This window comes from Agromyces rhizosphaerae, assembly GCF_027925245.1.
Classification (GTDB): Bacteria; Actinomycetota; Actinomycetes; order Actinomycetales; family Microbacteriaceae; genus Agromyces; species Agromyces rhizosphaerae.
The window spans coordinates 889295-901168 of record NZ_BSDP01000001.1 but is presented as its reverse complement, the minus strand read 5'-3'; the positions used below and the strand labels follow the sequence as shown (position 1 = coordinate 901168).

Here is an 11874-nt window from a genome sequence, read left to right as displayed (position 1 = left end):
CTTACGAACGGCTGACGGCGCGGTCGGGCGCCATAGAGAGGCGGGCGAACGGGGGTCAGGGGCGCCCGCGCCTGCCCTTCGCCGGGTTGCGGGCGCGCTCGACCTCGACCACCTCGGTGATGAAGGTGCCCGGTTTCTCGGCGAGCCAGTTCTGCTCGACCAGCTGCACCGGCGAGAGCATGGTCCGCGAACGCGGGTTGATGACGACCAGCTCCGGGCGGTACTCGTCGGTCGTGATGCGCCACTCGAGCGAGGTGCAACGGACGAGGTGCTCGCCGAGCGCCACGCCGAGGGCGTTGATGCGCGTGCGCGGGTCGCTCCGCTCCGGGGGGTTGATGCGCTTCCAGCGGCCGGCCCAGTGCTCGTAGAGTCCGCGGACCTGATCGGCGTCGGCGACATCCGTGCCCGTTCCCTCGACCAGGTCGAGGTGCGCGTCGATCCACTCCCGCTCCTGCTCGACGAGCTCCGCCAGGGGCGGCAGCGCGCTGCGAGAGCGGTTTCCGAAGAGCGGCATCAGACCATTCTGCCGCGTGGGCATTGCGGGGAAGTGGCTCCAATTCGGGGGGTACCTCCGGGGTACCTGAGCGCGCCCGGGAGGACGGAGCGTTCCGCGCGGCCCGGCGTCACTACGCCTCGCCCACCCGGACCTCGCCCGACCACCCGGGCCCGGCCGCGATCTGCGCGGCGTCGATGCGTCCCTCGCGGGCGAACTCGGCCCACGCGGCGCGCAGGGGTGCGCCGGCCTCGGCGGCGGTGCGACCGCCCTCCGGGCGCAGCAGCGGGGCGTCGGTCCACGGGCCGCCGGGGAACAGCAGCGGCACCTCGATCGCGTGCGCCGCGCCGACCGGACTGTCGTCGGGGCGCAGCGAGAGCTCCGCGACCTGGGCGCGCGCCCCGGCCCGCCCGAGCAGCCGGGCGAGGCGGCGGCCGTCGCGGGAGTACACCGCGCGATTGAGGAAGCGGATCACGAGGTCGCGGAGCATCTGTCCCACGACCGGGCGCTCGGCGAGCGCCGTCAGCTTCGGGTCGGCCTCGAAGAAGAATGCCGACTCCTCGGTGGTCCAGGTGACGAGCACGTCGAGGCCGGCGGCGCGCTCGCGCCAGCGATCCTCGAGCTCGTCCTCCGCGGGCAGCGGCGCGCGGCCGTACTGCGGGGCGAAGGCCATCGCCGAGCGGAGCCCGTCACCGGCGGCCGCCTCCTTCGCGCGCTCCTGTGCGGCCAGCAGATCGGCCACGGGGGTGTCCGCGTCGAGGGGGCCCGCAGCACGGAGCATCCGCTCGTGCATCTGCTCCCGGCCGCCGCGGATGCCCAGCGGCGCGCTCTGGAGGATCGCGCGCGTCACGAGGCCCTCGGTGCCGTCGGCGGCGAGCACGTGCGCCAGGGTGTCGGCGCCCGACGACTGCCCGAACACCGTGACCCGGTCGGGGTCGCCGCCGAACGCGGCGATGTGGCGGCGCACCCAGCGCAGCGCCGCGATCACGTCGAGCAGCCCGAGGTTCGCCGGGCGCGACTCGTCGGCGACGAAGCCGAGCAGCCCGATGCGACTCGTCACGGTGACCACGATCACGCCCTGCTCGCGCACCATCGGGCCCGCGTCGTGCCCGGTGATGTCGCCGGCGCCCCACGCGTACGAGCCGCCGTGCAGCCAGACGAGCACCGGCAGGGGGGCATCCGCCACCTGCCTCGGACGCGTGATCGAGAGCCGCAGGGCGTCCTCGTCGAACGTGCAGCCGCGCATCGGGAAGCCGACGAGCGAGGCGCGCGGGCCCTCGGCCTGCGGGAAGGCGAGGCGCACCTGCTGCAGGTCGGCCGACTCCGCCGGGTCGGGGGCGACCGGGTCGGGCTTCGCGAACCGCGCGGCCCGCGCGTAGCGGATGTTGCGGATGCGCACGACGTCGCCGTCGGCCATCGCGGGGAAGGCGCCGAGCGGCGTGTCGACGTCGACGCGCTCGCCCTGCACCTCGGTCGGATCGGTGCGTTCGATCATCCGGAGTGCTCCACGGCGTCCATGCTAGGCGCTGGGCGCGCGGAGGATTCGGGGGCTGTGGGATGCCCCCGGCTCACTCCGGATGGCGGGCGCTAGCCGTTGCAGGTGGCGTCGACCTGGATGCTGTGGGACTCGCCGCCGAGGTCGGTGAAGGTGCCGTCCGCCTGCACCGTGGTCTCGGTGATCGTCACGCCCTCGGTGCCCGTGGCGCTGACGTCGACCGAGGGGTTTTCAGGCGAATCGGTGTCGAAGACCGTGATCTCGTAGACCACCCCGTCGCCCGACACGCGGTCCTGACCGCTGTCGTCGCGCACGTCGACGAGCAGCTGCACGCCCTCGCCGTCGACCGTGGTGAACGCCGTCGAGCTGAACGAGTAGACGTCGCTGCCGGTGTTCGCGTACCCGGTGACGCAGAGGTAGCTGCCGTACTCCCAGGTCTCGCCGTCGACGGTGACGGTCGCCGAGCCCGCGCCGCCGGAGGAGTCGCCGCCGGCGTCCTCGCCGCTGTCCTCGGTGCCGGTGTCCTCGCTCGACGACTCGCTCGCCGCCTCGTCGGATGCGCCGTCGACGGAGGTCGACGACGCGCACGCGGAGAGCGCGAGCGCGCCGGCGGCGAGGAGCGCGAGCAGCGCGGAACGACGTGAATTCATGAGCAACCCCCAAGTTCTCGGTGTGCCCCACCCTCGCGGCTCGGTGATGGACCCGTCAACAGTGCGTGCACCGACCGTGCCGCCGGGACGCGGCATGATGGCAGGCATGAGCGCAGCGTTCCCCGGCATGACCGAGATGCCCGACCCGCAGTTCGTCATGAGCGTCAACGGCCGGCGGCTCGCCACCTACCTGTGGGGTCCGGAGGACGGACCGGTCGTGCTCTGCGTGCACGGATTCGCCTCGAGCTGCCGGGACAACTGGGTCAGCACGGGCTGGGTGCGCGACCTCACCCGCGCGGGGTTCCGCGTGCTGGGCGTCGACCAGCGCGGGCACGGGGCGAGCGACAAGCCGTACGAGTACCGGGCCTACGACATGGACCGGCTCGTCGAGGACCTCGACACGGTGCTCGACACGTACCTGCTCGACTCGGTGCGGTACGTGGGCTACTCGCTCGGTGCGCGCGTCGGCTGGCAGTTCGCGGTCGCGCATCCGGAGCGGGTCGAGCGCGCGGTGCTCGGCGGCATCCCCGACGGGCGGCCGCTCGCCCGGCTGCAGATCGAGCAGGCCCGGGCGTACGCCGAGTCGGGCACGCCGGTGGACGACAAGGTCACCCACAACTACGTGACGCTCGCCGAGCGCGTGCCCGGCAACGACCTGCGTGCACTGGTGGCGCTCGCTGAGGGGATGCGGCACGGGCAGGCCGACCCCGACCCGGACGACCCGCCGCAGCAGCCGATCCTGTTCGCGACCGGCAGCGAGGACGCGATCCTCGAGCGCTCGCGCCGGCTCGCCGAGCTCACGCCCGCCGGCACGTTCGTCGAGCTGCCCGGGCGCCACCACTTCAACGCGCCCGGGTCGCGCGACTTCCGACGCGCGGCCGTGGAGTTCCTCTCGGCGGGATAGCGCGCGCTGGACGCGACGAGGGGAGGCCGGCGTGGGGTTCGACGTGCGGGAGTTCGCGCGGTCGGCGCAGGGGAGCCTTCGGGGCGAGCTCGACCTCGAGGCCTTCGCGACGAGCCCGCTCGCGCCCGCCGTCGCTGAGGGCGTCGGCGTGCTCGGCCGGCTCGAGGGCGCGACCATGGACGTGCTGCGGAACATGCTGGTCACGGCGACGCACAAGGACGCCCGGGTCACCGCGTTCCTCGTGACCTGGGCGTACGAGCGGTACTGGGTCGCGGATGCCTATGCGGCGATCGCGGCGGCACACGTGCCGTCGCTGAATGAGGGGGCGACGGATGCCCCTGAGCTGCCCGGTGCCGCGGAGCCCGCGGAGGTCGGGGCGACCGCGTCGCGCGGGCCCGGCCCGGTGCGGCGCGCCCTCGCGGGGTTCGTGCAGGGGCGGGCGATCGTGGGCGCGCACCTCGCGGCGCTGCTCGTCGACGACCTCGTGCTCGGCGCGATCGCGGCGCGGGTGGTGGAGGCGGCGCGCATGGACGCGGCCGGCGAGGGTGGCGCAGGGCCCGGGGGTGCCGCGGCGCTCGCCGAGGCGGTCGAGCGCATCGGGCGGATCACCGCCCGGCACGACGCGTTCCTGCGCGAGGAGGTCGCGCGGCGGCTCGCAGGCGTCGACGACGACGGAGCCGGACGCGGCGGGAGCGGCGACCGGCGGGCGGCGCGGCTCGCGGCGCGGGAGCTGCGGCGGTGGCCGTTGCCGCTGGGGGCGGGGGGCGTGCCTGAGACCGAGCGCGACGCGCTGCTCGGGCTCGCGTTCGGCGGGGACGGCGGCCGGGAGGCGGCCGCGGCCGTGGTCGCCCAGGTCGGGGCGGTGCCGGGGCTTGAGGCCACGGCCCGGGTCGTCGCGACACGGCTGGGTGCGGCGACGACCGGTGCGGACGCGACGCACGCGACCTAGGGTGAGGACAGGGCGCGGCAGCGCCGGGGCGGGCGCCGAGGGGAGGCATCCGGTGGCCTTCGACATCGATCGCTACACCGCGACGTCGGTGCGGGTCGAGTGGGACGACCTCGACCTCGATGCCTTCGAGCGGGATCCGCTGCCGCCCGAGTCGCTGCGCACGCTGCGGTACATGACCGACGTCGAGTACCACACGGTCTGCTACACGCGGGACCTGCTGACGACGCCGTCGCACCGCGAGGCTGACGTGAGCGCGTTCATGACGATGTGGAACCGCGAGGAGTTCTGGCACGGCGAGGCGCTCGCCGCGGTGCTCGCGCGGCACGGCGTCACGGTCGACTACGACGAGCTGCGGGCCAAGCGCGTGAAGCTCGGCTGGAAGGACCGGATCGACCCGATCAAGCAGTCCGTCGCCGGCGCACTCGTCGGCGCCGACTTCGTGGCGGTGCACATGTCGTGGGGCGCGGCGAACGAGTGGTCGGCGATCACCGCGTACCAGCGCATGGCGGAGCTCGAGCGGCATCCGGTGCTCGCCGAACTGCTGAAGCGCATCGCGAAGCAGGAGGCGCGGCACGTGGCGTTCTACACGTCGCAGGCCAGGCAACGGCTCGCCGCCAGCCGGCGCGCGCAGCAGGTGACGCGGTTCGCGCTGCAGCGGTTCTGGGCGCCGGTCGGGTCGAGCATCATGCGGGAGGACGAGGTGCGGCACGTCATGGGCCAGCTCATGGCGGGGCCCGAGGGGCGGCGGGCCGCGCGCAAGGTCGACGACTCGATCAGCTCGATGCCCGGCCTCGGCGGCCTCACGATCGTGCAGGACGCGCTCGACCGCCTCGGCGTGCCCGCGTAGCCCGCCGGCCAGCTCCGAGACCCGTCGAGAAACTGCGCTCTGGGCTCGAGAAGCGCAGCCTTTTGACGGGTCTCGGAATCGGCCGGCCGGAGACGACGAACGGGGGCGGAGCCGAACGGCCCCGCCCCCGTCGCCTCAGGGACCTACTTGATGGTGAAGGATGCCGCAGCGTCGGCCTCGACCGAGCCTCCGACGGTCACCACGTAGGTGCCGGGGGCGGTCGACCAGTCACCGGCTGCGGTGTCCCAGTACTCGAGCAGGTGCATGTCGGCGAGGTCCTCCGCCGACAGGGTGACCTGCACGTTGCGGTGCTGGCCGGGCTCGAGCGTGACGCGCTCCCAGCCGACGAGGCGCTTCGAGGGCTCGCCCGTGGCGTCCGGCAGCTCGAGGTAGACCTGCGCCACCTCGGTGCCCGCGACGTCACCGGTGTTGGTGAGCTTGAACCGCACGCGGATCTCCTTGTCGCCCGTGGTCGACTGCGGAGTCACCTTCACGTTCTCGTACGAGAACTCGGTGTAGCTGAGCCCGTGTCCGAACGCGAACAGCGGGTCGATGCCCTCCGACTCGTACCAGCGGTAGCCGACCTTCAGGCCCTCGCTGTACTCGACCTGGTACACGCCCTCGCTGTCCTCGATGCCGGGGTAGCGAGCTGCGTCCTGTCCGACCGGCGTGTCCTCGAAGGAAGCCGGGAACGTCATCGGCAGCTTGCCCGACGGGTTCACGTCTCCGTACAGGAGGCTCGCCAGCGCGGGACCGCCCTGCTCGCCCGAGAACCAGGCCTGGAACACCGCGTCGACGTCGTCGAGCCACGGCATCTCGACCGCGGTACCCGCGCCGAGCACGGCGACCGTGGACGGCGCCGAGGCGGCGACCGCCGCGATCAGCTCGTCACCGTTGCCGTCGAGGTTGAGGTCCTCGGCGTCGCCGAACTCGCCCATGAGGAGGTAGCCGAAGACGATCGCGACGTCGGCCCCTGCGGCGACGTCGGCCGCCTGCGCCGGGTCGGCGCCGTTGTCGTAGACGACGGTCCCGCCCGCAGCCTCGACGCGCTCGGTGATCGCCGTGAGCGGATCGACCATCTCGGTGCAATCGAGCACCGGACCGCCTCCTCCGAACGGAATGAACGCCGCGCACGACGTCTCCGAGCTCACGCCGTCGGTCGGCGTGGTCGACGCGTTCTGGCCGATCACCGCGACCGTGAGGTCGCCCTCGGCGAGCGGGAGCGCGCCGTCGTTCTTCAGCAGCACGGTGCTCTGCTCCGCGATCTCGCGGGCGAGTGCCTTGTGCTCCGCGGTGGAGACGTCACCGGCTTCCTCGTCGGGGATCAGGTGATCGAAGAGACCGACGTCGATGTAGGACCGCACGACGCGGAATGCCGCCTCCTCGATCCGCTCCTGCGTGATCTCACCATTCGCGAGTGCGGCGTCGAGCCGCGCCGGGCTGAACCACCGCGGGCGGTTGAGCTCCTGGTCGAGGCCCGCGTTGAGCGACTCGGCCGTCGAGTGGACCGCGCCGAAGTCGCTCATGACGTAGCCCTCGAACGGGTAGTCCTCGCGCAGGCTCGTGGTGAGCATCTCGTTCTCGCAGGCGAAGACGCCGTTGACCTGGTTGTAGGCGCACATGAGGCTGCCGGGATCGGACCTGCGGACCGCGATCTCGTAGGGGAGATCGTAGATCTGCTTGAACGTGCGCTCGTCCATGTTCGACGAGCTCGACTGCCGCGCGAACTCCTGCTCGTTCGCCGTGTAGTGCTTCAGGTTCGCGAGCACCGGCTTGTCCGGATTCCCATCCTCGAGGCCACGCACGTTGGCGGCGCCCATGAGGCCCGACAGAATCGGGTCCTCGCCGAAGTACTCCGGGGTCCGGCCCGAGAGCGGGTTGCGTCCCGACGCGATCCCGGGCCCCAGGATGACGGCGTGCTGCTTGTCGAAGGACTCCGCCGCCGTGGCGACCGCCTTCGCCTCGCCGAGCTCGAGGTTCCAGGTCGCGGCGACGGCGAGCGGTGCCGGCCACGCGGTGGTGCCCGAGGTGCGGTGAAGGCCCTCGGGGCCGTTCGCGTAGATGACGAGCGGGGTGCAGGGCACCTGCTCGGGGTAGACGATGTCGTCCTCGCCGTTGAACCCTGGCCGCCACTCGGTGCGGGTCGGGTCGTTGGCAGGCTGCTCCACCAGCCAGCGGTAGATCTGGTGCTGCTCGCTGGCGTCGAGCAGGGCGTGGGCCCGCTCCTCGGCGCTCGCCGACGTGTCCATCCACGGGACGGTCGAGCAGTCGACCTCCTCGGCGGCCGCCGGTGCGGCGGTGGCGGCGAAGAGCATGGGTGCGGCGAGCGCGGATGCGGCGAGTGCCGTCACCGCCCCCCGCCGTCGTGAGGCGGGCCGCCGGCCCGTCGTGTGCGTATGCGTCATTGCGTACTTCCCCTCCTCATTGAGAGCCCCTCGACGGGGTCCGACCGTTCGTGGTCGTCGTCTCACCCACCGCAGCGGTGCTCGCGTACCCGATGAGCATGAAGCGGTTCAATGAAACGCTTCACACAGTAGGGTCGTGAGGACGGACGGTCAACCCCCTTGTTCGGATCGGAGCGAAGATGCCCGGAGACACCCCGGATGGCCTGCGCCGCCACCTCGCGGCGGTGGCGGGGGAACAGGCGACGGATGCCTCCGGCGGTCCTCTCGGCGGATCCGGCGATGCGGCCCGTGACGGCGGCGACGCGGTGGCGGATGCCTCCTGGGAGCGCGCCGCCGACGGCGCCACGACCTGGTGGTACGCGCCCGACCAGTACGAGCTCGGCGTGCTCCACCGGCTCGTGCGCGAGGGGTTCGCGGCCAACCGGTTCGTGCACTACGCGATGAACTTCGGCGCGACGGACCCGGTGACGACCTTCGTTCGCGACCTGGACGCCGACGAGACCGAGCTCCGGCTCACCGCCTCCGGCTCCGCCACCGTCGAGGTCGACGGGGTGCGCGTCGAGGCCCGCGGCGGCGCGGGGGAGTTCCACGTGTCGCCCCCGGTCGGGGCCGCCCGCATCGAGGTCGCCGTGCATGCGGCCGAGGGCGTGCCGCCGGCCCTGGCCGAGCTCGGCGGTGCCTCCGCGTGGCTCCTCCGCACGCCCGACGGCCTCGTGCCCGCCGAGCCCCGCCCCGGCACCGCCGCCACCGCCCCGCACGATGCGGGCGAGCCGCTCGTCGAGGTGCCCGTGCGGCGTCTCGGCCCCGCCGACTGGGAAGTCGCGCCGGCTCTCGGCCGCCCCTACGTCGAGAGCCCCGCCCGCCCGCGCCTCGGCGTCGGCGAGACCGCGGCCGAGGCGCTCGCCACGAGCTCAGGCGGGCACGACTCCGAGACCCGCATCGAGGTCGTCGAGGCCGCGCCGGGCGTCTGGACCACCTCGCACGAGGTCGCCATGCGATACCTGCACGTCGAGCCCGGCGAGGCGTCGGCCGGTGAGCCCGGCGAACTCCGCGGCATCCGGGTCGAGGGCAGACGGCGACGAATGCCCCGCAGCGGCGCCTACGCGTGCAGCGACGACGCGCTCACCCGCATCTGGGCCACGAGCGCGCGCACGCTCGCGACCTGCATGCAGTCGCTCATGATCGACGGCATCAAGCGCGACCGCATGCCGTGGATCGGCGACCACGCGCTGGGCATCCTCGCCAACGCCTTCGCGTTCGGCGACGCCGGGATCGCCCGCGACAGCCTCGTCGCGCTCGGCCGCCCGCGGCACGGGTTCGTCAACGGCATCGCCGACTACTCGCTCTGGTGGCTGATCGCGGTGCGCTCGTACGTGCGACAGTTCGGCGACCGGGCGTTCGCGAGGCGCGAGGCCGCGCACGTGCGGCGGTTCCTCGAGACGATGGACGCGTTCGCCGACGCCGAGGGCGTGCTGCGCCCGGAGGCGGGGGAGGACGCGTTCGGGCCGGCCGGCGAGCGCGCGGTCTTCATCGACTGGGGCGTGGCCTTCGAGGACGGGCGCGACCCCACCGCGCTGCAGGTGCTCTGGTACTGGGCGGTGCGCGACGGGGCCGAGGTGCTCGAACTGGCCGGCGCGCCCGAGGCGGAGGGGTGGGCCGCGCGAGCCCGGGGCATCCGCTCGACCCTCGTCGATCGGGCCTGGGACGCCGACCGGGGTGCCTGGCGCACCTACCTGGACGATGCCGGGGCGGTCCCCTCCGGCGACGATGCGGCGCTGGCCGGGTACCCGAACTTCCTCGCGGTGCTCGCGGGGCTCGAGGCGGATGCCGCGGGGGCCGGTGCCGCGGCGGCCGGCGCCGACGGACGCGCCGACGCGATCACGGCGACCGCGACCGGGACGCCGTTCATGCAGGCGTTCGCGTTGCTCGCGCTCGCCCGGCTCGGCGGACGCGCCGTATCGGTCGCGCGGATCCGCGCCCGCTGGGGCGGCATGCTCGACGCCGGGGCGGCGACGTTCTGGGAGGAGTTCGGCGTCGACGACGACGGGTCGCACGCGGCGATGTACGGGCGGCCGTTCGGTCGGAGCCTCGCGCACGCCTGGGCGTCCGGGCCCGCCGCGCTGCTGCCCGAGGCGGTGCTCGGCATCCGGCCGCTCGACGACGGCTGGCGCACCGTGCTGGTCGAGCCCGAGCTCGGCGAACTGGCGTGGGCCGCGGCGATCGTGCCGACGCCGGCCGGCGACCTGTTCGTGCACGCCGACCGTGTCCGCCTCCGGGTCGAGGTGCCCGCGGGGGTGACGGTGCGCGCGGCCGGCCGGGAGTTCGCCGGGCCCGGTGAGGTCGCGTGGGATGCCGCCGGCGGGCCGACGCCGCCGGTCAGCGCGTCGTCGACGACCTGACCTCGAGGCGCGGCTCGACGACGACCCTGCGGTGGGCGTGCTCCGACGCCGGCGTCGTGAGCTCCTCGAGCAGCAGCCCCATGGCCGTCTCGCCGATCTCGAGCCCGCGCATGGCGACCGTGGTGAGCGTGACGTCGCCGTCCCACGACTGGGTGTTGTGGTCGCAGCCCATGACGAGCATGTCGCCGGGGACGTCGACTCCCGCGGCCTGCAGCCCACGGATCGCGCCGACGGCGATCGCATCGGTCAGGCAGAGCAGGCCGTCGGGCCGCCCGTCCGGCGCGGCCGCGGCGATGGGCGCGACCGCCGCCTCGCCGGCGGCGGGGGTGAGGCCGTCGGTGGTGACCGCGTCGACCTCGACGGCGCCACCCGCCTCCTCGATCGCACGAGCGATGCCGCGCCTCCGCAGCTGCACCGGCTGGAACTGGTCGCCGCCGCCGAAGACCGTGATCCGGCGGCATCCGCGCTCGATCAGGTGGCGCGCGGCGAGGTAGCCGACCTGCTCGTTGTCGACCACGACCCTGCAGGCGTCCTCGGGGCCGTCGTAGTTCATCAGCACGACCGGGCGGCCGTGCGAGGCCATGCGGTCCACGTGCTCGGAGGAGTCCTCCATGGGTGCGAGCAGGAGCCCTGCGACGCGCGCCTCGTCGAAGAACTGCACGAACTGCCCCTGGGTGTCGTAGCTGTCCTCGCTGCCGGCGAGGAGGAGGTTGTACCCCGCGTTGCGCGCGACCCGCTGCGCGCCGCGCGCGATATCGACGAACATCGAGTTGCCGAACGCGATCGCGACCATGCCGATGTTGGTGCTGCGCCCGGTCGCGAGTGTGCTCGCGTTGGCGTTGCGCACGAAGCCGAGCTCGCGGATCGCGTCGTTGACCCGTTCGAGCGTGGCCGGCCGCACGCGGCTCGGGTGGTTCAGGGCGTGCGAGACGGTGCCGAGGGAGACGCCGGCGAGGCGCGCGACGTCGGAGATGCGCGCCGGTCGCCGAGGCAGCTGGTCCGTCACGGGGCCTCCAGGTCGGCCGCCGCGCCGGTTCTGGGCGCGACGGAATGCGGGTGTCCACACTCTAGCCCCGCGCGGGCGGTCGCCGGATGCGGGGCGGCACCGAAGCGCGGGCGGCACCGAGGCGCGGGCGCGGTATCGCGGCGCGTCCGGGTTCAGCGCAGGTCGAGGCGCATGAGGATGCGCGGGAAGCCGTTCAGCACCGACGTCGTGTCGGCCGCCTTCGTGAACCCGGCTCGCTCGAACAGGGCCCGCGTGCCGACGTACGCCATGGTCTGCTCGATCTTCGCGCCGCGGTTGTCGAGCGGGTAGCCCTCGATCGCGGGCGCGCCGTAGGAGCGCGCGAACTCGACGGCGCCCGCGAGCAGCGGGTGCGACACGCCCTGCCCGCGGTGGCCGGGACGGATGCGGATGCACCACACCGACCAGACGTCGAGGTCGTCGACGTGCGGGATCTTCCGGTTGCGGGCGAACTGCGTGTCGGCACGCGGATGCACCGCGGCCCACCCGACCACCTCGTCGCCGTCGTACGCGAGCACGCCCGGCGGCGGGTCCTCCGCGCAGAGCTCGCGGACGCGCTCGCCGCGCCCGCGACCGCCGAGCTCGCGGTGCTCTCGCGACGGGATGCGGTAGCTGAGGCACCAGCACACGTTGGCGTCGGGCCGCTTGGGCCCGACCATGGTCGCGACGTCGGCGAACTCCGACGCCGGGCGCACCTCGATCGCCATG

Annotated in this window: 10 protein-coding genes; 4 read left to right on the top strand and 6 right to left on the bottom strand. The window is 73.6% G+C overall.

Annotated elements, in window-relative coordinates; all coding sequences use genetic code 11:
• Positions 1-55: 55 nt before the first annotated feature.
• From QMG39_RS04280 to QMG39_RS04270, 3 genes are all read right to left on the bottom strand, one after another.
• Complete coding sequence (locus QMG39_RS04280; RefSeq protein ID WP_281882628.1) at positions 56-514, bottom strand: DUF3806 domain-containing protein; 459 nt, start codon at positions 512-514, stop codon at positions 56-58.
• Between the two features lie 112 nt (positions 515-626).
• Complete coding sequence (locus tag QMG39_RS04275; RefSeq protein ID WP_281882627.1) at positions 627-1988, bottom strand: carboxylesterase family protein; 1362 nt, start codon at positions 1986-1988, stop codon at positions 627-629.
• A gap of 92 nt (positions 1989-2080) precedes the next feature.
• Positions 2081-2638 carry a hypothetical protein gene (locus tag QMG39_RS04270; RefSeq protein WP_281882626.1) on the bottom strand — a complete coding sequence of 186 codons (558 nt, stop codon included), beginning with the start codon at positions 2636-2638 and terminating at the stop codon, positions 2081-2083.
• 106 nt (positions 2639-2744) lie between these two features.
• Between QMG39_RS04270 and QMG39_RS04265 the strand changes: the two genes are divergently transcribed.
• The 3 genes from QMG39_RS04265 to QMG39_RS04255 are packed head-to-tail and all read left to right on the top strand — an operon-like array spanning position 2745 to position 5338.
• The gene (locus tag QMG39_RS04265) at positions 2745-3542 is read left to right on the top strand and encodes an alpha/beta fold hydrolase (RefSeq protein ID WP_281882625.1); all 798 of its coding nucleotides are present in this window, start codon (positions 2745-2747) and stop codon (positions 3540-3542) included.
• 31 nt (positions 3543-3573) lie between these two features.
• Positions 3574-4491: a hypothetical protein gene (locus QMG39_RS04260; protein ID WP_281882623.1), complete on the top strand. Its 918-nt coding sequence runs from the start codon at positions 3574-3576 to the stop codon at positions 4489-4491.
• 52 nt (positions 4492-4543) lie between these two features.
• Positions 4544-5338 carry a ferritin-like domain-containing protein gene (locus tag QMG39_RS04255; protein ID WP_281882622.1) on the top strand — a complete coding sequence of 265 codons (795 nt, stop codon included), beginning with the start codon at positions 4544-4546 and terminating at the stop codon, positions 5336-5338.
• 143 nt (positions 5339-5481) lie between these two features.
• On the opposite strand, the gene QMG39_RS04250 is transcribed toward QMG39_RS04255, so the two are convergent.
• Positions 5482-7689 carry a beta-glucosidase gene (locus QMG39_RS04250; RefSeq protein WP_281882621.1) on the bottom strand — a complete coding sequence of 736 codons (2208 nt, stop codon included), beginning with the start codon at positions 7687-7689 and terminating at the stop codon, positions 5482-5484.
• A 233-nt stretch (positions 7690-7922) separates the two neighbouring features.
• On the opposite strand from QMG39_RS04250, the gene QMG39_RS04245 reads away from it, so the two are divergent.
• Positions 7923-10142, top strand: coding sequence for an alpha-L-rhamnosidase-related protein (locus QMG39_RS04245; protein WP_281882620.1), 2220 nt, complete (start codon positions 7923-7925; stop codon positions 10140-10142).
• On the opposite strand, the gene QMG39_RS04240 is transcribed toward QMG39_RS04245, so the two are convergent.
• Complete coding sequence (locus QMG39_RS04240; protein ID WP_281882619.1) at positions 10120-11148, bottom strand: LacI family DNA-binding transcriptional regulator; 1029 nt, start codon at positions 11146-11148, stop codon at positions 10120-10122. The two genes, QMG39_RS04245 and QMG39_RS04240, sit on opposite strands and share 23 nt — an antisense overlap.
• Positions 11149-11300: 152 nt before the next feature.
• Complete coding sequence (locus tag QMG39_RS04235) at positions 11301-11873, bottom strand: GNAT family N-acetyltransferase (RefSeq protein ID WP_281882618.1); 573 nt, start codon at positions 11871-11873, stop codon at positions 11301-11303.
• Position 11874: the final 1 nt, after the last annotated feature.